We start from the raw sequence: 19,718 nt of genomic DNA, 5'->3' as shown, positions 1-19,718 counted from the left end.
AATCTGTCAGCTGTCATCCGTCGTTCGTCAGTCGTCAGTCGTTAGTGGCCAGTGGTCTCTCGCCACCCGAAGGGACTCAGGCGATGGAGAAGTCGTCCCCGTACACGTTGCCCTGGCCGTACCAGCCGTGCAGGTACACGGTGACGGTGCCGTTGGCCCCGGTGGTGAAGGGGACGGACAGCTTGGTCCAGCCGGAGGAGTTGGACCAGGCGCTGGCGGTGGCACCGCCGCTGACACCGACGTAGGCGTAGTTGCCCTGCACCCAGCCGCTCAGGGTGTAGCTGGTGTTGGGCTTCAGTGTGACGGTCTGCGAGCACTCGCCGGTCTGGGCGGCGGTGGCCGCGGCCTGGAGCGCCTTGGTGCCGGAGTGGACCGGGGTGGAGACCACGGCGCCGCCGCTCTGGCAGGTCCACGGGGCGAGGCTGCCGCTCTCCAGGTCGCCGTTGACCAGGCCGGTCGTCGGGCCGGTCCCGGTGACGGTCAGGGTGTAGGTCGCGCTGTGGCTGCCGGAGGCCCCGGTGGCCGTGACGGTCAGCGGGTAGGAGCCCGGGTTCGCGGCCGCGGTGGTGGAGATGTTGAGCGTGGCGCTGTTGCCGGCGGTGACGCTGCCGGGGGTGACGGTGGCGGTGACGCCGGCGGCCGGGACGGTGGTGACCGTGAAGTTGAGGTTCTGCGCCGAGCCCGAGGTGACCGCCGTCGCGATGGTGGCGGAGGTGGACGAGCCGGCCGCGACCGTACCGGAGGTCGGGTTCACCGCGACCGAGAAGTCGTTGCCGGGCTGGGTGCCGGTGACGTTCAGGGTGAAGGTGCCGGTGTGGCTGCCGGAGGCCGCCGCGCCGGTGACCGTGATCGGGTAACTCCCGGGCGCCACCGCGGAGGTGGTGCTGATGTTGAGCGTGGCGCTGTTGCCGGCGGTGACGCTGCCGGGGGTGACGGTGGCGGTGACGCCGGCCGGGGCGCCGCTGACCGTGAGGTTGACGCTCTGCGCCGAACCCGCCGTGACGGCCGTCGCGACTGTCGCCGAGGTGGACGAACCGGCCGCGACCGTGGCGGAGTTCGGGCTGACCGACACCGAGAAGTCGTTGCTCACCGTCGAGCCGCTGGTGAACGGCGCGAAGATGTGGGTGAAGTCCCAGGTGTTCTGGGAGATCCCGGAGCAGGAGTCACTGCCGGCCGTGCCCGGGCAGCCGCCGTTGTCGCGCTGGAGCGCCCAGAAGGACAGCGTGTTGATGCCCTTGGAGACCGCCCAGTTGTACACGGTGGTGGCGTTGGCCACGGTGAAGGTCTCTGCCGGGCCGAAGTCGTCGACACCGATCATCTCGGTGATCCCGATCGAACCCCACAGCTGGGCCGGGGTCTTGGACGGGTAGAGCTTGGCGAGCTGGTTGTAGAGGCCCTGCGCGGAGGTCTGGGTGTCGGCCGCCATGTCGTGGGCGGCGTTGTCGTAGTAGTCGAAGGTCATCATGTTGACGACATCGATCCGCGCGTTGTTGCTGACCGCGTTCTTCAGCACCGCGAGCCCGCTGCTGGCCAGCCCGGAGGTGGTGGTGGGCAGCGTGTAGGAGAACTGGATGCTCCGGCCGTTGGCGGCGGCCCAGTCCTCCACGATCTTGATCGCCTTGTTGCGGCGGTCGATCCCGGCGGTGTTGGTCAGCGAGTTGTCCTCGATGTCGAGGTCGATCCGGCTGACGTCGTAGGTGGTGATCACGTTCTCGAAGGCGGCCGCGATCTGGTTGACGTCGGTGCAGCTGTCGGCCAGCTCGGTGCCGGTGTTGTCGGCGGTGTAGCCGCCGAAGGACGGGATCACGTCCCCGCCGTTGGCACGGATGGTCGCGATGTCGGCGCCGAAGGTGGCGGAGGACACCGGCATCGAGGAGTCGCCGTTCCAGTACGGCGTGCAGGAGCCCTTGGTGGCGGTCTGGAGGAACGCCATGGTCAGGTGCTTGGCGCCGGACTGCGCGGCCAGCTGGGCCGGGCTCTGGCCGGTCCAGGCCTCGAAGTAGGGGGCGAAGACCCGGCTGGGGAGCGGGGTGGCGGCCTGGGCGGAGCTCGTCCCGGCGGCGACCAGGCCGGCCGAGGCGGCCAGCGTGGCGCAGGCCGTGAACACGGCCTGGACTGTTCGGCGAAGGCGCATGAATTCTCCAACAGACGTGGTGGGGCAGGACGTTGGGGAGGTGCTTTCGATCCGGGGGTGGCCGTGTGGGGTCGGCCGCGACCTCGGGACCGGGTCGGACATCGGGAGTGCATGCGTGCGTGAGTGCGGGCCTTCGGGCGTGCGAAGGCCCACCGACTCGCGCGGACGCGGGCGGCGTGCGGACGCGTGCGCCGTACGGAGCGGGGGTGGAGCGGAGCATGGCAGGGCAGTGCCTCAGCCGCCGGTGGTCACACCCCCACAGTGCATCCCGGTCGGATCGACATGCTTATGTTTGGACTAGACCACTGGTCTGTCAAGACACCTAACAGTTCGTCAGCGGACGGTCCGCGTGCCGGAAGGGGACGCTCTGATGCCCGGGGCGGATGGGATGCCGACGGCGGCGGGAGGCGCCGGAACGAGAAAGCCGTGGCCGCGCACCCCGCGAGGGGGCGCGGCCACGGCGGGCCCGGCGCTCAGGACGCCGGGCGGTTCATGGTGCCGGGGATTCGTCGTCCGGATCAGCGGCCCGGCGGGCAGAGCGTGGCGAGCAGCGCTTCGTTGATCTTCGCGGCGGTGTCCGGTCCGAAGCCCTGCGGGTGTGCGGCCGAGGTGAAGCGCTGGTTGGCCAGATCGGTCAACTTCTGCTTGTCCTTGGGGAACTGGTAGATCGACTGGCACTGGTTGCGCGCCCGGTCCACGGCCTGGTCCGGCTTGCCGTCGACGATCGCCGGGTCGATCGCGTCCAGCGCGGAGACCAGCTTGACCGTCAGGTCGGTGCCCGGCTTGGTGGGCAGTCCGGCGTCGGCGGGCGGCGCGGGCTTGGCCGGCGCGGGGGCTCCCGAGGCTCCGCCGTCGGGGGCGGGCGCGCCGGTGGCGCCGTCGGCCGTGGGGGCGGCCGAGTCGGGCGCGGGGGCCGCGGGCGTGGTGGCGGTGCCGGAGGACGCGGTGGCCGAGGCGGCGGCGGTGGGGGAGCCGGCCGCGGAGGTGGCCTTGTCCGAGCCCGATCCTGAGCCCGATCCTGAGCCGGAGCAGGCAGCGAGGCTCACCGCGGCGAGTGCCGTGAGGGTGGCGGCGAGGAGACGAGTGCGCATGGCGCCCAGACTGTCATGTTCGCGGCGTGGAAGGGAAGGTCCCCCTCGACGGTCGGAGGGCGATCTCCGGAGCGACAGCGCGGCGACCCCGGAGGAAGCTCCTCCGGGGCCGCCGCGGGCCGCGCATGCCGACCTGCCGGCCTGCCGACTGGCCGACCGGTCGTCAGCCGAGGCCGTTGGACTTCAGCCAGTCCTTGGCGACGGCCGACGGGTCCTCCTTGTCCACCGACACGCGCTTCATCAGCGCCATCAGCCCGGCCGTGTCGAGCTTGGCCGACACCGCGTTGAGCGCCGCCGTCGCGGTCGCGTCCACGCCCGCCTTGTAGACCAGCGGGGTGACGTTCTGGGCGCCGAAGATGTTCTTCGGGTCGGCCAGCGGGACGAGCTTGTACTGGGCGATCTTCGGGTCGGTGGTGAACACGTTGCCGACCTGGACGCTGCCGTCCTTCAGCGCGTTCGCGGTGGTGTCGGCGGTGGGCTTCCACTCCTTGAAGGTCAGCCCGTAGACGTCCTTGAGCTGCTGCTCGCGGCGGGTCTTGAACTCCGGCGGCCCGCCGATGGTGAACTCGCCGGCCCTGGCGGCGAGGTCGGCGATGCTCTTGAGGTTGTCCTTGTCGGCCGTCTCCTGGGTGATGCTGAGCGAGTCCTTGTCCTCGGCCGGGGAGGAGTCGAGGATGCCCAGCGAGGCGGGCAGCGTCGTGGTGAGCGCCGCGTTCACGTCCTGGGTGGTGACGGCGGCGGACTTGGCGTCCAGGTAGGCGAGCAGCGAGCCGTTGTACTCCGGCAGGACGGTCAGGTTGCCGCTCTGCAGCTGCCCGTAGAGCACCTCGCGGCTGCCGATGTTGAACTTCTCCTGGACCTTGACGCCCTTGGCCTTGAGTGCCTGCGAGTAGATCGATCCGAGCAGGACGTTCTCCGGGAAGTTCGCCGAGCCGACAACGATGGTCGACCCGGAACCGCCCGAGCCGCCCGAGCCGCCCGCCGAGGCCGAGGCGCCCGCGCCCCCGTCGAGCGGGTCGCCGCCGGAGGAACCGCAGGCGGTGGCGCCGAGGGCGAGCGCGGCGAGGGCGCCGATGGCGGCGACGCGGCGGCTTCGGTTGATTGTCGACATGGTGATAGATGTCCTTCCGGAGTTGGAGAGGAGGGCGGACGGGGTCAGTTGGGCTGCTGCTGGGCACGCACCCCGGGCGGGAGCGCGAACCGGGCGAGCAGCGCGAAGAACAGCTGGGCGGCGACCGCGAGCAGCACCACCAGCAGTGCGCCGCCCACGGTCACCGCGTACTGGCGGGTCGCCAGCCCGTCGATGACGTAGCGGCCGAGGCCCCCCAGGCCGACGTAGGCGGCCACCGTGGCGGTCGCGATGACCTGCACGGTCGCGGTGCGGAAGCCCGCCAGCAGGGTCGGCGCTGCCGAGGGCAGGCAGACCTGCCGCAGCACCTGGGGGTGGGTCAGTCCGATGCCGCGCGCGGCGTCCCGGACATCCGGATCGGTGCCGCGCACCCCCTCGACGGCGGCCACCAGCAGCGGTGGTGCGGCGAGCGCGACCAGCGGGACCAGCACGGCGGTGTCGCCGACCCCGGCGAGCAGCACCGCCAGCGTCACCAGGCCGAGGGTGGGCAGGGCGCGGGCGGCACCCGCGAGCGCGGTCACCGCGGTGACGCCGCGACCGGTGTAGCCGATCAGCAGCCCGAGCGGGACGGCGATCAGTGCCGCGAACAGCAGGGCCTCGCCGGAGAGCACCAGGTGCTCGGTGACCCGGCGTACGATCGAGTCCGGCCCGCTGAGGTGGTCCGGGGCGGTGAAGAAGTCGCTCAGCCAGTTCAGCCAGTTCACGAGCCGGCTCCCTTCTCCCGGACGGCCCACGGCGCGAGCAGGCGCCGGGCGGCCACCAGCAGCAGGTCGACGGCCAGGGCCAGGACGGCGATCAGCACGATGCCGGCCACGATCGGGGTCGGGAAGGTGCGCTGGAAGCCGTCGACGAACAGGTACCCGAGCCCGCCGCGACCGACCAGCGCGCCGACGCTCGCCAGCGAGATGCTGGACACCGCCGCGACCCGCAGTCCGGCGATCAGGTACGGCACGGCGGCCGGGAGCTCGACCGAGGTCAGCCGGTGCCACGGCCCGTACCCCATCGCGGTGGCGGCCTGCCGGACGGGGTCCGGGACGGCGCGCAGCCCGTCCACGGTCGTCGGCAGCAGCACGGCGAGGGCGTAGAAGGTGAGCGGGATCATCACGGTCGCCTGGGTGGCGAGGCCGGTGTACGGGATCAGCACCACGAACACGGCCAGCGAGGGCAGCGCGTAGACGATGTTGAACACGGCGGACAGCGGCTGGTACAGCCGGGGGTAGCGGGCACAGGCCAGGCCGAGCGGGACGGCCAGCAGCAGGCCGATGAGCACGGGAACGAGGGCGATCACGGCGTGGTCGGCGAGCAGGTTGCCGAGGTAGCCGAGGTGGTCGCCGATCCAGTACCAGCGGACGATCGGTTCATCGTCCACCGTCGGCTCCGTCCGCGCCGGCCGGGGACTTGTCGACGCGGACGCCCGGGCCGGCCTCTGGCGAGCCGGAGCCGGAGCCGGAGCCGGGGCCGGAGCCGTCGGGCCGCAGCGCGGCGAGGACGGCGTCGCGGCTCGCCGTACCGGTGACCCGGCCGCCGGCGTCCAGCGCGACCGCGACCCCGGCGGGGGAGAGGACGGCGGCGTCCAGCGCGGTGCGCAGGGTGTCGGTGTCCGGGCGGAAGCCCGCCGTCGGGTGCAGTTCGGCGGTGACGGCGTCGCGGTCGATCCAGCCGATCGGGCGGCGCTCGTCGTCCAGCGCCAACTCCCAGCCCCCGTAGCGGAGTCCTCCCTCCACGGGGCGGAGCTCGACGGTGCTCGCGGGGCGCAGGCCGAGGCCGCGCAGGCCCCGGTCGCGCCCGAGGAAGGCGGCCACGCCGTCGTCGGCGGGGGTGGTGAGCAGGGTGTGCGGGTCGGCCAGCTGGGCGATCCGGCCGTGCTCGCGGAGCACCACCACCTGGTCGCCGAGCCGGACGGCCTCCTCGATGTCGTGGGTGACGAACAGCACCGTCTTGTGCAGCTCGGACTGGAGCCGCAGCAGTTCCTCCTGGAGCCCGGCCCGCACCACCGGGTCGACCGCGCTGAACGGTTCGTCCATCAGCAGCACCGGCGGATCGGCGGCCAGCGCGCGCGCCACACCGACGCGCTGCTGCTGGCCGCCGGACAGCTGGAACGGGTACCGCTTGGCGGTCTCCGGTGCGAGCCCGACCAGTTCGAGCAGTTCGGCGGCGCGGGCGCGGGCCTTCTTGCGGTCCCAGCCGAGCAGGTAGGGGACGGTGGCGATGTTGTCGATCACCTTGCGGTGCGGGAAGAGCCCGGCCTGCTGGATCACGTAGCCGATGCCACGGCGCAGCTTGGCGGGTTCCAGCTTCGCGACGTCCGTGTCGTCCAGCAGGACCCGGCCGGAGGTGGGCTCGACCATCCGGTTGACCATGCGCAGCAGGGTGGTCTTTCCGCAGCCGGAAGGCCCGACCAGGACGGTTATCCGACCGGTCGGGACCTCCAGGTCCAGGCCCTCGACGGCGATGGTGCCGTCGGGGTGGCGCTTTCCCGCGCCCTCGAATCTGATCACGTGGAGTTTCCTCGTCAGGGCGCCCCGGGGAGGTGGCGCCTGGGTCGTTCGGTCGTTCGGTCGGGTCGTTCGATGACGGCAGTTTCAAGCGCCCAGGCGTACTTCCGCCCGCGTAGCTGCCCAGCTTTGGACCGGCGGAAACTCTGATCAGACTATGACCTGCATCATCTCCTGTCCTTGATTTACCGCCCCGGCACGCGGTGCGCCCGTGTGCTCAGCCGCCCTGACGGGTCGGCAGGCCGCTCGCCGCCCAGCCGACGAAACCACCGTCCAGGTCGGTCGCCCGATGGAGCCCCAGCTCGCGCAGGGAGGCGGCGGCCAGGCTGGAGGCGTAGCCCTCGGAGCAGACCACGATCACCTCCACGTCGTAGCCCGAGGCCTCGGGAATCCGGTGACTGCCCGTCGGATCGAGCCGCCACTCCAGCACGTTGCGCTCGATGATCAGCGAGCCGGGGATCTCCCCCTCGGCCGCCCGCTGCGCCGCCGGACGGATGTCCACCAGCAGCGCGCCGTCCAGCTGGGCCTGGTACGCCTCCCGGGCGCGCGGCCGGTGGACGCCCTCCCGGGCGCGTTCCACCAGGTCGTCGATCGTGGTCACCACTGTTCGGGTCCTTCCTCGGAGGTGCGGACGAGCCCGCCGGCCCGCAGGTCGTAGTGCGCCATCGAGCTCAGCGGCGGCGAGTAGGCGTGCAGGGTGACGGCCGGGCCGACGGCGGTGTTGCGCACGTCGTGGACGTACTCGGGGCCGAAGGCGCGGGCGGTGCCGGCCGGGATCCTCCGGATCAGCAGGCCCTGGTCCGGGCCGCCGAGGGACAGCTCCTCCAACTCGCCGAGGGCGACGGTGAAGGCGCCGCGCGAGCCGCCGTGGTCGTGGAAACCGGTGGACTGGCCGGGCAACCAGCTGATCAGCCACACCTCGTGGTCCCCGTCGGCGGCCAGCCGCCGGTACCAGCGCTCCTCGGTGGAGAGGCGGACGTGGTGGATCCACTCCTCGGGCCGCTCGGCCAGCTCGCGGACGATGGTCCGCAGGGTGCCGGGGGTGAGTGGCGCGGGGGTGGAGCCGGCGGGCGGCGTCGGTGGCGGCTCGGGGTTGGCGGCGGTGCTCGCGTTGCCGGTCTCGCCCGCGTTGCCTGCCGTGCCCGCGTTGTCGGAGGGGCGCGCGGAGCCGGCGTCGGTGCCGGTGCGAGGGGTGGCGCCGGGGGCGGTGGCGGGGTTGGGGCCGGCGTCGGCGGCCGGTCGGGCGGCGGGGCTGATGCTCGGGCTCAGGCTCATGGGGGGCGTCCTCGGGTGCGGCGGGGAACGTCGATGGGATGCGCCCGCCGTCCGGCGGCCGTGGACCGGCGCGGGCCGACGGAGCGGCCCGGCACGCACGGGAGCGCCGGGGCGAGGGCGGAAGTCAGGACTGCGGGTGCGGTCGCACGGCACGGGCCCTGGCAGACGTCACAGGGCGGGACCGGCGGGGAAGAGCAAGGTCAACAGGCACAGATGGAACTCGCCTGGCGTCGCAGATCGACGTGCAGGCGGCAGACCAGAGTGGTGCCGGATTCCATGCGCCGGATCCTTCCCGAGCGAACCGGACGAAGTCAAGCCGAGCCGACGGCCCGCCGCCGGTCACCGCCGGTGCCGGGCGACCCCCTCGGCCACCCGCCAACCGCCCCTCGACCACGTGTCGACGACCCATCGGCCGCTACCCCTCGGCCGGGCCGCGCGGCGCCGGCGGGGCAGTGGCCGACGGTGCCGGAACGGCGTCACCCGCCGGCCGCACGGCCAGCGACCCGGCGCCGCTGTCCGGCCCGGGGCCGGACAGGGCCCGCTCGACCAGCGGTGCGGCCTGTTCGCCCAGGTGGCGGCCGAGCGTCTGGTAGGCGTCGAACTGCTGGTGGTCGAACCACTGGTCGCTGGTGCGGTCGTTCGGAAAGGCCCGGTTCGCCGTCGCGTAGGCGTGCAGCTCGTACGGCATGTCGGGAGTCAGCACCGCCTGGAGGACGATCAGGCGGCCGTGCCGGACGGCCCCGGGGCCCTCGCCCAGGTCCGGGTAGCGGATGTCCCCGGTGACCACCGCCCGGGCCGAGAGCCTGGCGGACAGCTGCGCCGCCAGCCCGCGCAGCGGCGGTCGGCCGCCCGCGCGGCCGTTCGCACCGGCGCCCTGGCCACCGCAGGGGCCGTCGTTCGCGCCGTCGTGCGTGACGGCGCCCTCGGTGGGCTGGTCGGCGGCGCTGCCCGGGATCAGCAGCTCGGGCTCGTGCAGGGTGATGGCGACACCCAGCTCCTCGCGGGCCAGGGTGATCGCGGCGGCCAGGTTGGTGGCGTAGCCGGCGTCCCCGCTGGCGTCGATGCAGACCGCCGTGCGCACCCGGTGCCGCAGCAGCTCGACCAGCCCGAGGTTCTCGTAGTGGCCGCCGTCGGTGGTGAGCAGGAAGCGGTCGTCGGCCGGGAAGCGCCCGATCAGCTCCCGCAGTTGGTACAGGAGGCGGCGGACGGCGGGCTGCGCGGAGCGGCGCCAGTCCGGCGGCCCGGACCAGTCCGGGCCGAGCGCCGCGGGGTTGGGCAGCCACGTGCCGAGACGGGCGTTGGTGACCGCGAACAGCCGCTGGTAGACCCGGGATTCCCGTCCCATCGCGGAGGAGAAGGCCGCGCCGGAGACGGCCATCGCCGACTGCACGGTGAGGTCCCTGGCGATGTGCGGACGGGTGCGCCGCTCGAGCAGGTCGGTACGCGCGTACCCGATGTCCGGACCGCCCACGTAGTCGTACGAGAGCGAGAAGGAGACCGCCGGACGGCCCGGTGGTGTACGGGAGTTGCCCGACAGGTTGGCCGCCGCCGAGAAGATCACCTGCGGGAAGTCGGGGCGCCGGGCGCCGTAGTGGCTCAGCCAGGTCTGCTCCCGGAAGAAGTGGTACGGGCGGGCCAGTGAACGGCCGTCCTCGGTGACCCGCCGGACCACGAACGCCGAGGCAAGCCGCAGCCGGTAGAACGGGTGCAGGCTCATCCAGGTCTGGTCGAGGTTCAGCCCGACCGCGACGAGCAGCAGCGGCAGCAGCACCTGGACGGCGGCCGGCCAGGCGTACCCGGTGGCGACCGCCCAGCCGAGGGCCAGCAGCGCACCCGCCGTCAGCGCCAGGAGGGCGGACCACACCACGAGGGTCTGGGGGAGGCCGGCGGCGCGGACGCCGCGGGGCCGGACCGCGCCACGGCCCGCCGCTCCGGCCGCGCCCGGCGCGCCGACACCCAGGCCGGGCGCCCGGCGGTCGCGCCAGAGTATGCCGAGCAGCAGTGCCAGGTAGCTGAGCACCAAGGTCAGGCCGAGCCCCGCGCCGGTCAGTTGCGGCCCCGCGGCCAGCGCCTGCTGGAGCCGCACCGCGCCCCAGGCCAGCCCCGGCACCGCCAGTACCCCGACGGCCAGTAGGGCGGCCAGCCCGAGCAGGCCGAGGTTGACCCGGCGCAGCGCGCGCGGCAGCAGCGCCTGCCAGCCGAGCGACGGGAAGGCCAGCAGCCAGAGCAGCCAGCACCCGGCCGCCGACGCCAGGAGGGCACCGAGGGCCGCGAGCGCCGGCGCCCGGAACTCCAACGGCCCTGCGACGGCCCCGGCGTGGCGCAGTCCGACCGCCGCCAGCCGGCCCGTGTCGGTGAGCGGCACGGCGCGGTAGAAGCGGCTGAGTCCGAGTCCGAGCGTCAGGACGGCGGCCAGCAGCAGGGTGAGGGCGGACAGCAGGCCGCGCAGCAGTGTCCCGAGGGCGACCAGCCATTCCCCGGCGCCGTCGGCGACGTACTTGCCGTGCCGGCGGAGGTGGTCCTCCTCGGGGGAGCCGGGCTCCAGCACGGTGTCGGCCGTCAGGCCCGAGACGGCGCGCACCGGGCTGCCGGGGGCCGAGTCGCTGAGCGCGAGCTGGAGCGCGCCGACGGTGTAGCCGCCGCCCGAGACGGAGACCAGGTAGCGGGCCCGCTTCAGCCAGGGCCGCAGCGACTGGAGCGCGCCGAGCGTGACGCAGGCCGAGCGGATGCCGCCGCCGGAGGCGCAGAAGCCGAGCTCGGCGGGCTCGCGGCCGGGCGGCACCCGGGCGGCGTCGCGCCAGTGGGCGTGCCGGACGGGTGCTTCCCGGGCGCCCGGTGTGGCGCAGGCGCCCGGCGCCGCGTGGGCGGGTGGCGGGGCGGCGCGCCGGGTGGCGATCGGCCAGGGCGGGATCAGCGCCGGCCGGTCGGGGGAGTCGGCGCCGAAGGCCTTCGCGTCCACGCGCGACGGCCGCATCCCGCGCACCGCCCGGGTGGCCGTCACCAGCAACAGCCCCGCGGCGGCCGCCCCGGCGGGCAGGAGCAGCAGCCACTTGACGGTGGCGAGCGCGGTGGCGGCGGCGAAGGGGGCGTCGGAGCCGCCCGCGCCCGGGTGGAGACCGTCGAGCCCCGCGCGCAGCAGCGCGTCCTCGCCGAGGTCGCAGCAGGCGGCGAGCAGCCCGGCGCCGCCGGCCGCGAGCGCCTGCGCCCGCCGGCGAGCCGGCCCGAGCACGTACCCGCCCAGCAGCGCCGCGGCGACCAGCGTCAGCCCGTAGCCGCCGATCAGCCAGCCGTCGGCGCGCAGGGCGGCCAGGTGGTCCGCGACCCGCCCGCCGACCACCGCCTCGGCTGCCGTGCGGGAACCGGCCAACTGGAGGGCGACGTCCCGTACGGGCGGCGCCTGGCGGTGGAACAGCAGCCCACCGAGGACGAGCGGCAGCGGCGCGCCGAGGGCGAGCAGCAGACCCGCCCAGGCCGGCAGGGCGGGCGGCCGTGCCGTGGGCGTGCCCGCTGCCGTGGGCGCCGTGCCCGTCGGTTCCGCCGATCTCGCGGTGTCCGCCGCGGAATTCCTCACCACCACCACACCCCCCGCTTCGTCGGCCCGATCCCCCGTGACCGGGCCGTGAACTCGCAGGAGACCACGGGAAACTGACGGTTTGTAGTGGTCCGCGACGATGTCCACGCGGGTCTTACCCCACCCTTGCCGATTGCGCACCAGGAGCACCCGGTTTCACTCGAACGAGTAAGAGGGCAACTCCCGGGGTAGATCAGCCTTTCATCCCACCCGGGACCGTCCGCGTGTCCACGCAACAAGATCGCCCCAGACGCGTTTCGGTCGACGTATTGTCAGGCCACCGAGGCCGGGCCTACCGTCTACAGATCGCTTTCTACGCACGTAGACCCAGTGGTTCCCCGAGCGGAACCGCGGGTCGGACCCGCCCCGTCAACCCTCAGACCGCAGGCCCGACCGCACGGCCGGGCCGCGGAGTTGCGGAGGTACCCATGTCGCAGATCGTCCGTGCCGCGCTCGTCCAGACCCGCTGGACCGGTGACCAGGAGAGCATGATCGCGCTCCACGAGCGGTACGCCCGCGAGGCCGCCGCCCAGGGCGCGAAGATCATCGGCTTCCAGGAGGTCTTCAACTCCCCGTACTTCTGTCAGGTCCAGGAAGCCGAGCACTACCGGTGGGCCGAGGCCGTCCCCGACGGCCCGACCGTGCGCCGGATGCGGGACCTCGCCCGCGAACTCGGGCTGGTGATGGTCGTCCCGGTCTACGAGGAGGAGCAGACCGGCGTCTACTACAACACCGCCGCCGTCATCGACGCCGACGGCAGCTACCTCGGCAAGTACCGCAAGCACCACATCCCGCAGGTCAAGGGCTTCTGGGAGAAGTACTACTTCAAGCCCGGCAACCTCGGCTGGCCGGTGTTCGACACCGCCGTCGGCAAGGTCGGCGTGTACATCTGCTACGACCGCCACTTCCCAGAGGGCTGGCGTGCCCTGGGCCTGGCCGGCGCGCAGATCGTCTACAACCCCTCCGCCACCAGCCGCGGCCTGTCCGGCTACCTCTGGCAGCTCGAACAGCCCGCCGCCGCCGTCGCCAACGAGTACTTCGTCGCCGCGATCAACCGCGTCGGCACCGAGGAGTACGGCGACAACGACTTCTACGGCACCTCCTACTTCGTGGACCCGCGCGGTCAGTTCGTCGGCGACGTCGCCTCCGACAAGGAGGAGGAACTCGTCGTCCGCGATCTCGACCTCGGCCTGATCGAACAGGTCCGCCAGCAGTGGGCGTTCTACCGCGACCGCCGCCCGGACGCCTACGGGCCGCTCGCCGAGGCGTGAGGAGCAGCGCGATGACCACCAACGACGTGCGGACCGCCCGCGGCCCGCACCGGCGCACCGTCGTCCGCGGCGGCCTCGTCATCACGGCCACCGAGGAACTCCACGCCGACGTCCTGATCGAGGGCGAGCGCATCGCCGCCCTCGCCGCCACCGGTAGCTCCGCCGCCGAGGCCTGGACCGCCGACACCGTCATCGACGCCACCGGCCACTACGTCATCCCGGGCGGAGTCGACGCCCACACCCACATGGAGCTGCCGTTCGGCGGCACCGCGGCCTCCGACACCTTCGAGACCGGCACCCGGGCCGCCGCCTGGGGCGGCACCACCACCATCGTGGACTTCGCCGTCCAGCCGGTCGGTGGCTCGCTGCGCGAGGGCCTGGACACCTGGCACGCCAAGGCCGAGGGCAACTGCGCGATCGACTACGCCTTCCACACCATCGTCTCCGACGTCAACGACGCGGTGCTGAAGGAGATGGACGCCCTCGTGGACTCCGGCGAGTCCACCTCCTTCAAGCTGTTCATGGCCTACCCCGGCGTGTTCTACAGCGACGACGGCCGCATCCTGCGCGCCATGCAGCGCGGCGCCGCCAACGGCGGGCTGATCATGATGCACGCGGAGAACGGCATCGCCATCGACGTCCTGGTCGAACAGGCACTCGCCGCCGGGAGGACCGCCCCCCGCCACCACGGCGAGGTCCGCCGCGAACTGCTGGAGGCCGAGGCCACCCACCGGGCCATCAGGCTCGCCCAGGTGGCCGGCAGCCCGCTCTACGTGGTGCACGTCTCCGCCGCCGCCGCGCTCGCCGAACTCGCCCGGGCCCGGGACGAAGGCCTCAACGTCTTCGGCGAGACCTGCCCCCAGTACCTCTTCCTCTCCACCGACAACCTCGCCGAGGAGGGGGCCGACGGCTTCGAGGGCGCCAAGTACGTGTGCAGCACGCCGCTCAGGCCGCGCGAGCACCAGGGCGCGCTCTGGCGCGGACTGCGCACCAACGACCTCCAGGTGGTCTCCACCGACCACTGCCCGTTCTGCTTCGTCGGCCAGAAGGAGCTGGGCCGGGGCGACTTCTCGAAGATCCCCAACGGCCTGCCGGGTGTCGAGAACCGGATGGACCTGCTCCACCAGGCCGTGCTGGACGGGCACATCAGCCGGCGCCGCTGGGTCGAGATCGCCTGCACCACCCCGGCCCGGATGTTCGGCCTGCACCCGCGCAAGGGCACCATCGCCCCGGGTGCCGACGCCGACCTGGTGGTCTACGACCCCGCCGCGGTGCAGACCGTCTCCGCCGCGACCCACCACATGAACGTGGACTACTCGGCCTACGAGGGCCGCCGACTCACCGGCCGGGCACGGACGGTGATGTCGCGCGGCACCGTCGTGCTGGACGACGGCCACTGGCTCGGCCGGGCCGGGCACGGCACCTTCCTGCGCCGGGACACCTGCCAGTACCTGCTCTGACATTCTCTCCGCTTCCCGTCCCTCCCGCCTCTCCCGTCCCTCCCGCCCCTCCCGTCTTTCCCGCCCCTCCCGTCCTGAACGTCCGCCTGCCTCTCCCGCTCTGAACGCCCACCCGCCGCCGCCCGTGCGCTCGTCGCTCCGACCCGACCGGCGACCGGGCGGCGGCGGTCGAAACCCTTACCTGGAGCCCCTCATGGACATCGGCCTCGTCCTTCAGACCGACCCGCCCGCCCGGCTGCTCATCGACCGGATGATCCGCGCCGAGCGGGCCGGGTTCAGCCACGGCTGGACCTTCGACTCCTGCGTGCTGTGGCAGGAGCCCTTCGTCATCCACAGCCGGATCCTCGCGGAGACCGAGCGGTTGGTCGTGGGCCCGATGGTCACCAACCCCTCCACCCGCACCTGGGAGGTGACCGCCTCCATGTTCGCCACGCTCAACGACATGTACGGCAACCGGACCGTCTGCGGCATCGGCCGCGGCGACTCCGCCATGCGGGTCGCCGGGCGACGCCCCGCCACCCTCGCCCGGCTCTCCGAAGCCATGCACGCCATCAAGGAGTTGGCCGAGGGGCGCACCGCCGAGGTGGACGGCACCGAGATGCACCTGCCGTGGGTCGGCGCCGGTGCCTCCCTGCCGATCTGGATGGGGGCGTACGGGCCGAAGGCGCTGAACCTGACCGGACGTCAAGCGGACGGGTTCATCCTGCAGTTGGCCGACACCTACCTCACCGAGTTCATGGTGAAGGCGGTACGGGCCGCCGCCGTCGAGGCCGGCCGGGACCCGGACTCGATCACCATCTGCGTCGCCGCCCCCGCCTACGTCACCGCGGACGACTCGCCCGAGGCGCTCGCCCACGCCCGGGAGCAGTGCCGCTGGTTCGGCGGCATGGTCGGCAACCACGTGGCCGACCTGGTCAGCCACTACGGCGAGCACTCCGACCTGGTGCCGGAGGCGCTCACCGACTACATCAAGGGCCGCCAGGGCTACGACTACAGCCACCACGGGAGGGCCGGGAACCCCGACACGGCCTTCGTCCCCGACGAGATCGTGGACCGCTTCTGCCTGATCGGCCCGGTGGAGGCGCAGCGGGCCCGGCTGGCGGAGCTCCGCTCGCTCGGCGTCGACCAGTTCGCCGTCTACGCCATGCACGACGCCATCGAGGCGACCATCGACGCGTACGGGACGGACGTCATCCCGCACCTGTGATGCCCTGTTCGTGATGGCCCGCCTGTGATGTTCTGCCTGCGATGTTGTGCCTGCGATGTTGTGCCTGTGATGTTCTGCGTGACGCCCTTCCGGCTGTGGTGCCGACCCGCTGTGGCGCCGCCCCCGAGCCGGCTTGTGAACCTGCCCGCGAGTCCGCCTGTGACCTCCACCTGAGCTCAGCCGCGGACTCTCCCGCGGCGGAGGGGAGTTGCCCATGCCCGACACCGCGACCAGTGGCGGAAGACAGTGGCACCACCCCGACGGCCGGGTCGAACTCGACCCGGCCGCCGGGGAACTGCCCCCCAACGGCTTCGCCAGCGACGACCTGCGGCCGGTCCCGGTGGCGCGGCGCACCTGGACCACGTACAACTTCCTCGCGCTCTGGGTCGGCATGGCCCACAACATCCCGTCCTGGACGCTGGCTTCGGGCCTCGTCACGCTCGGCATGGACTGGAAGCAGGCGGTGCTGACCATCGCGCTCGCCAACCTCCTCGTGCTCATACCGATGCTGCTCACCGGCCACGCCGGCACGAAGTACGGCATCCCGTTCCCGGTGTTCGCCCGCGCCGCCTTCGGGCTGCGCGGCGCCAACCTGCCCGCCCTGCTGCGGGCGGCGGTGGCCTGTGCCTGGTTCGGCATCCAGACCTGGATCGGCGGCGAGGGCATCTTCCTGCTGGCGGGCAAGCTGTTCGGCGAATCCTGGCGCACGGCCGGTGAGTTCGGCGGCCACCCGTGGACGCAGTGGCTCTCGTTCCTGCTGTTCTGGCTGATCGAGATGGCCGTCATCGCGCGGGGGATGGAGGCGCTGCGGCGGTTCGAGAACTGGGCGGCGCCGTTCGTCATCGTCGGCGCGCTCGCGCTGCTGGTGTGGATCACCGTCAAGGCGGGCGGGCTCGGGCCGCTGCTGGACCAGCCGTCCAGGCTGGGGTGGGGCGGCGGTTTCTGGAAGGTCTTCTTCCCGGCGCTGATGGGCATGATCGGGTTCTGGTCCACCCTCTCGCTGAACATTCCCGACTTCACCCGCTTCGGCGGCAGTCAGCGGGCCCAGATCCGCGGGCAGGCTCTCGGCCTGCCGACCACGATGACGCTGTTCGCCTTGCTATCCGTGCTGGTCACCTCGGGCTCCGAGGCGGTCTACGGGGCGCCGGTGTGGGACCCGATCCAGCTGGCCGCCAAGATGGAGAACCCGGTCGGCATCCTGTTCGCGCTGCTGACCGTGCTGGTCGCGACGCTGTCGGTGAACGTCGCCGCCAACGGCGTCTCGCCCGCCTACGACCTGGCCAACCTGCTGCCGCGCCTCGTCACCTTCCGGACCGGGGCGCTGATCACGGGGGTGGTCGGGATCGCGATCTTCCCGTGGCGGCTGATCTCCGACCCCCACGTGTACATCTTCACCTGGCTGGGCGTGGTCGGCGGCCTGCTCGGCACGGTGGGCGGAGTGCTGATCGCCGACTACTGGGCGCTTCGCCGTACCCGCCTCCGGCTCGCCGAGCTGTACCGGCCGGGCGGGGCCTACTGGTACGCGGCCGGCTGGAACTGGCGGGCCGTCGCGGCGCTGCTGGTGGGCGGGGTGCTGGCCGTCGGCGGCTCGTACTCCGCGCTCGACACCGACGGTGCCGAGCAGGGCCCCTTCCCGGCCGGCGGTCTGATCCCCGTCCTCAAGCCGCTCGCCGACTACGGCTGGGCTGTCGGGCTGACGGCGGCGGCCTTGGTGTACCTGGGGCTGACCGGGGTGTTCGGGAGAGGGGCGTCGCGAGGGGGCGGGGTGGGGGCGCTGACGGATGACGGATGACGGGAGGCGGGTGACGGCTGACAGGTGACAGAGTTTGAAATCTGTCTGCTGTCTGCTGTCTGCTGTCCGCTGTCCGCTGTTCGCCGTCCGTTGTCGGCTGTCACTCGTCACGCGGCTGTTGTCGTCACCCGTTCGACGGCGGTGAGAACCTTGGCCGCGCCGTCCTCGTCGGCCAGGGCGGCGGCTACGGCTTGGGCGCGGGCGCGGTAGCGGGGGTCGTCGAGGGCGAGGCGCAGGGCGGTGGCGAGGCGGGCGGGGGTGAGGGCGGGCAGGGGGACGGGGCCGGGGGAGACTCCGAGCAGGGCCAGCCGGGCGGACCAGAACGGCGCGTCGAGTTGGGCGGGCACGGGCACGGTGGGCGTCCCGGAGCGGAGGGCGGCGGCCGTGGTGCCGGCGCCCGCGTGGTGGACCACGGCGGCGGTGCGCGGGAAGAGCCAGTCGTGCGGGGTGTCGCCGATGGTCAGGACGGAGTCCGAGTCCTCGGCGGTGAGCTCGCTCCAGCCCGACTGGAGGAGGAGGCGCACCCGGGCGGACCGGGCGGCGGCGAGGACGGTCGAGGTGAGCCGTTCGGCGTCCGGGACCACCAGGCTGCCGAAGCCGACGAAGACCGGTGGCGGTCCGGCGGCGAGGAAGTCGAGGAGCCGGGCCGGGGGTTGCCAGTGCGGTCGGTCGGCCGGCCACCAGTAGCCCGCGACGTCCAGCCGGGGGTGCCAGTCGGCGGGCCGGGGCACCACCAGCGGCGAGAAGCCGTGCAGGACCGGGTGGTCGCGACGGGCCCGGGCGACGCCGCGCGGCGGCAGGCCGAGTCGCCGGCGCAGCCCGCGGACGGCCGGGGCGAACAGCTGGTCGGTCGTGGCCTGGACGGCGTGCCCCGCCAGCACGTTGCCGGACCGGCCGAGCGATCGGGTGCCGGTGACGGCGGGCGCGAACTCACGGGTGGGGGCCAGGGGTTGGAGATGCAGTCCGATGCTGGGGATGCCGGCCGCCTCGGCGACCACCTGGCCGAGCGCGCTGGTGGTGCTGGTGGTCAGCAGCAGGTCGGCGCCGAGTGCGGTGGCGTCGGCGAGGCCGTCGCCGAGGGCGGGCATGAACCTCCTGCCGAGCCGCAGGAGTCGCAGGACGGCCCCCGGTCCGCTGCCGGCCCGCAGCAGACGACGGCCCGCGGCGGAGGCGAGTTCGGCGCGCGGGTCGACGGGCAGGGGACGGAACTCCAGCCCGGCGGCCCGCACCGACTCGGCGAAGGTGCCGTGCGTGGCGACGGCCACCTGATGCCCGGCGGCCCGCAGGCGGGCGCCGAGCCCGGTGAAGGGCGCCACGTCGCCCCGGGAACCGGCGGTGGCGATCAGGATGCGCATGGCCGCAGTATTTCGGCGCGGGCGGCCCGCCGGAAGGGTGCCGCGCGCGGGCGGTTCGGCTCCAGTGCGGCACGGCACGGCCGGGTGCGGCGTTGCACGGTACGGCCGGGTGCGGCGCGGCCCGGCTGGTCGGCTGCCTCGACCGCGGCTCCGCGGGTGCCGGAACCGGGCGACGGGCGGATGGCGTCCTTGCGGGCAGAGCGGACGGGACGGGGCCCGTCGCGCCTCGGACGGGAGGAGAACGCGGATGAGCATCGTCGCGTGGATCGTGCTGGGCCTGCTGGCGGGTGGGCTGGCCAAGCTGCTGCTGCCGGGGAAGGACCCGGGCGGCCTGATCGTGACCACCCTGATCGGCATCGCCGGATCCTTCGTCGGCGGCTGGATCGCGTCGCACTTCCTGCACCGCTCGGTCACCGCGCACTTCTTCGACGCGGCGACCTGGGTGTCGGCGATCGGCGGCGCGCTGGTGCTGCTGGTCGTCTACCGGCTGCTGTTCGGTAACTCACGCCGCTGACGGAGCAGTTCAGCCTCGGCTCCGCTGCGCGGGTGGCCGGTTCGTACCGGTCCTTCCGTACGCTGGAACGGCACGGGGCCCTCGTACGTCCTTCCGGTCGGACCCAGGGGGCTCGGCGGGGTCGTCACACCGATGACGCAAGGGGCGGCGGATGAGCTGGATGGCGTGGATCGTGCTGGGCCTGGTGTCGGGGACCGTGGCCAGGATGGCGATGTCGAGGGGTGAGCGAGGCCTGATCGGCAGCACCCTGATCGGCATCACCGGCTCCTACATCGGCACCTGGATCGTCTCGCACTGGATGCACGGGACGGTGAGACTGAGCATCCTCGACGTCACGACGTGGGTGTCGGCGATCGGCGGCGCGATGGTCCTGCTCCTCGCCTACCGGGTGTTCCGCTTCGTGTCCAGGCGCTGACCGCCGGGC

Annotated in this window: 17 protein-coding genes; 6 read left to right on the top strand and 11 right to left on the bottom strand. The window is 73.1% G+C overall.

Translation table 11 applies throughout. From position 1 onward, the window contains the following. Nucleotides 1–76: 76 nt before the first annotated feature. From ACIQ87_RS02185 to ACIQ87_RS02140, 10 genes are all read right to left on the bottom strand, one after another. Nucleotides 77–2,134, bottom strand: a complete 2,058-nt coding sequence (locus ACIQ87_RS02185; RefSeq protein ID WP_402400221.1) for a glycosyl hydrolase family 18 protein — start codon at nucleotides 2,132–2,134, stop codon at nucleotides 77–79. A gap of 518 nt (nucleotides 2,135–2,652) precedes the next feature. Further along, nucleotides 2,653–3,225: a hypothetical protein gene (locus ACIQ87_RS02180; protein ID WP_402400218.1), complete on the bottom strand. Its 573-nt coding sequence runs from the start codon at nucleotides 3,223–3,225 to the stop codon at nucleotides 2,653–2,655. 163 nt (nucleotides 3,226–3,388) lie between these two features. Continuing rightward, entirely contained in the window at nucleotides 3,389–4,336 is a 948-nt protein-coding gene (locus ACIQ87_RS02175) for an ABC transporter substrate-binding protein (protein WP_402400216.1), read from the bottom strand. 44 nt (nucleotides 4,337–4,380) lie between these two features. Then, complete coding sequence (locus ACIQ87_RS02170) at nucleotides 4,381–5,058, bottom strand: ABC transporter permease (RefSeq protein ID WP_402400213.1); 678 nt, start codon at nucleotides 5,056–5,058, stop codon at nucleotides 4,381–4,383. Further along, complete coding sequence (locus tag ACIQ87_RS02165; RefSeq protein WP_402400210.1) at nucleotides 5,055–5,723, bottom strand: ABC transporter permease; 669 nt, start codon at nucleotides 5,721–5,723, stop codon at nucleotides 5,055–5,057. The genes ACIQ87_RS02170 and ACIQ87_RS02165 overlap by 4 nt, the downstream gene beginning before the upstream one ends. Then, nucleotides 5,713–6,852 (bottom strand): ABC transporter ATP-binding protein, encoded by a 1,140-nt coding sequence (locus ACIQ87_RS02160; RefSeq protein ID WP_402400208.1) that lies wholly within the window; start codon nucleotides 6,850–6,852, stop codon nucleotides 5,713–5,715. Before ACIQ87_RS02160 ends, ACIQ87_RS02165 begins: the two co-directional genes overlap by 11 nt. A gap of 214 nt (nucleotides 6,853–7,066) precedes the next feature. Further along, nucleotides 7,067–7,453: a rhodanese-like domain-containing protein gene (locus ACIQ87_RS02155; RefSeq protein ID WP_360251340.1), complete on the bottom strand. Its 387-nt coding sequence runs from the start codon at nucleotides 7,451–7,453 to the stop codon at nucleotides 7,067–7,069. Next, a complete protein-coding gene (locus ACIQ87_RS02150) occupies nucleotides 7,447–8,124 on the bottom strand; it encodes a cysteine dioxygenase (RefSeq protein ID WP_402400206.1) in 678 nt (225 codons plus the stop codon). The genes ACIQ87_RS02155 and ACIQ87_RS02150 overlap by 7 nt, the downstream gene beginning before the upstream one ends. A gap of 200 nt (nucleotides 8,125–8,324) precedes the next feature. Beyond that, on the bottom strand, nucleotides 8,325–8,402 hold the full coding sequence (locus ACIQ87_RS02145) for a putative leader peptide (RefSeq protein ID WP_350736542.1): 78 nt from the start codon (nucleotides 8,400–8,402) through the stop codon (nucleotides 8,325–8,327). 137 nt (nucleotides 8,403–8,539) lie between these two features. Then, a complete protein-coding gene (locus ACIQ87_RS02140) occupies nucleotides 8,540–11,698 on the bottom strand; it encodes a hypothetical protein (protein ID WP_402400203.1) in 3,159 nt (1,052 codons plus the stop codon). 425 nt (nucleotides 11,699–12,123) lie between these two features. On the opposite strand from ACIQ87_RS02140, the gene ACIQ87_RS02135 reads away from it, so the two are divergent. The 4 genes from ACIQ87_RS02135 to ACIQ87_RS02120 all read left to right on the top strand — a co-directional run bounded on the left by ACIQ87_RS02135 (nucleotide 12,124) and on the right by ACIQ87_RS02120 (nucleotide 17,425). Beyond that, complete coding sequence (locus tag ACIQ87_RS02135; RefSeq protein ID WP_392871972.1) at nucleotides 12,124–12,966, top strand: nitrilase-related carbon-nitrogen hydrolase; 843 nt, start codon at nucleotides 12,124–12,126, stop codon at nucleotides 12,964–12,966. Between the two features lie 11 nt (nucleotides 12,967–12,977). Further along, nucleotides 12,978–14,426 carry a dihydropyrimidinase gene (gene hydA / locus ACIQ87_RS02130; RefSeq protein WP_402400199.1) on the top strand — a complete coding sequence of 483 codons (1,449 nt, stop codon included), beginning with the start codon at nucleotides 12,978–12,980 and terminating at the stop codon, nucleotides 14,424–14,426. Nucleotides 14,427–14,619: 193 nt separating this feature from the next. Continuing rightward, entirely contained in the window at nucleotides 14,620–15,633 is a 1,014-nt protein-coding gene (locus tag ACIQ87_RS02125; protein ID WP_402400197.1) for a TIGR03842 family LLM class F420-dependent oxidoreductase, read from the top strand. Nucleotides 15,634–15,847: 214 nt separating this feature from the next. Then, a complete protein-coding gene (locus tag ACIQ87_RS02120) occupies nucleotides 15,848–17,425 on the top strand; it encodes an NCS1 family nucleobase:cation symporter-1 (protein ID WP_402400195.1) in 1,578 nt (525 codons plus the stop codon). A 107-nt stretch (nucleotides 17,426–17,532) separates the two neighbouring features. On the opposite strand, the gene ACIQ87_RS02115 is transcribed toward ACIQ87_RS02120, so the two are convergent. After that, nucleotides 17,533–18,780, bottom strand: a complete 1,248-nt coding sequence (locus tag ACIQ87_RS02115) for a glycosyltransferase (protein WP_402400193.1) — start codon at nucleotides 18,778–18,780, stop codon at nucleotides 17,533–17,535. 247 nt (nucleotides 18,781–19,027) lie between these two features. Between ACIQ87_RS02115 and ACIQ87_RS02110 the strand changes: the two genes are divergently transcribed. Both ACIQ87_RS02110 and ACIQ87_RS02105 read left to right on the top strand, forming a co-directional pair. Next, nucleotides 19,028–19,294: a GlsB/YeaQ/YmgE family stress response membrane protein gene (locus ACIQ87_RS02110; RefSeq protein ID WP_402400190.1), complete on the top strand. Its 267-nt coding sequence runs from the start codon at nucleotides 19,028–19,030 to the stop codon at nucleotides 19,292–19,294. 151 nt (nucleotides 19,295–19,445) lie between these two features. Next, nucleotides 19,446–19,709, top strand: coding sequence for a GlsB/YeaQ/YmgE family stress response membrane protein (locus ACIQ87_RS02105; protein WP_392871954.1), 264 nt, complete (start codon nucleotides 19,446–19,448; stop codon nucleotides 19,707–19,709). Nucleotides 19,710–19,718: the final 9 nt, after the last annotated feature.

Source organism: Kitasatospora sp. NPDC096204, assembly GCF_044763205.1.
Lineage (GTDB): Bacteria > Actinomycetota > Actinomycetes > Streptomycetales > Streptomycetaceae > Kitasatospora.
Note: the sequence above shows the minus strand (reverse complement) of the source record. Positions and strands in the feature narration are given on the sequence as shown.

Bases quoted from the DNA above. Each gene is read 5' to 3' on its own strand.
- ACIQ87_RS02185 (WP_402400221.1), bottom strand. From the start codon at position 2,134: ATGCGCCTTCGCCGAACAGTCCAGGCCGTGTTCACGGCCTGCGCCACG.
- ACIQ87_RS02180 (WP_402400218.1), bottom strand. From the start codon at position 3,225: ATGCGCACTCGTCTCCTCGCCGCCACCCTCACGGCACTCGCCGCGGTG.
- ACIQ87_RS02175 (WP_402400216.1), bottom strand. From the start codon at position 4,336: ATGTCGACAATCAACCGAAGCCGCCGCGTCGCCGCCATCGGCGCCCTC.
- ACIQ87_RS02150 (WP_402400206.1), bottom strand. From the start codon at position 8,124: ATGAGCCTGAGCCCGAGCATCAGCCCCGCCGCCCGACCGGCCGCCGAC.
- ACIQ87_RS02145 (WP_350736542.1), bottom strand. From the start codon at position 8,402: ATGGAATCCGGCACCACTCTGGTCTGCCGCCTGCACGTCGATCTGCGA.
- ACIQ87_RS02135 (WP_392871972.1), top strand. From the start codon at position 12,124: ATGTCGCAGATCGTCCGTGCCGCGCTCGTCCAGACCCGCTGGACCGGT.
- hydA (WP_402400199.1), top strand. From the start codon at position 12,978: ATGACCACCAACGACGTGCGGACCGCCCGCGGCCCGCACCGGCGCACC.
- ACIQ87_RS02125 (WP_402400197.1), top strand. From the start codon at position 14,620: ATGGACATCGGCCTCGTCCTTCAGACCGACCCGCCCGCCCGGCTGCTC.
- ACIQ87_RS02120 (WP_402400195.1), top strand. From the start codon at position 15,848: ATGCCCGACACCGCGACCAGTGGCGGAAGACAGTGGCACCACCCCGAC.
- ACIQ87_RS02115 (WP_402400193.1), bottom strand. From the start codon at position 18,780: ATGCGCATCCTGATCGCCACCGCCGGTTCCCGGGGCGACGTGGCGCCC.
- ACIQ87_RS02110 (WP_402400190.1), top strand. From the start codon at position 19,028: ATGAGCATCGTCGCGTGGATCGTGCTGGGCCTGCTGGCGGGTGGGCTG.
- ACIQ87_RS02105 (WP_392871954.1), top strand. From the start codon at position 19,446: ATGAGCTGGATGGCGTGGATCGTGCTGGGCCTGGTGTCGGGGACCGTG.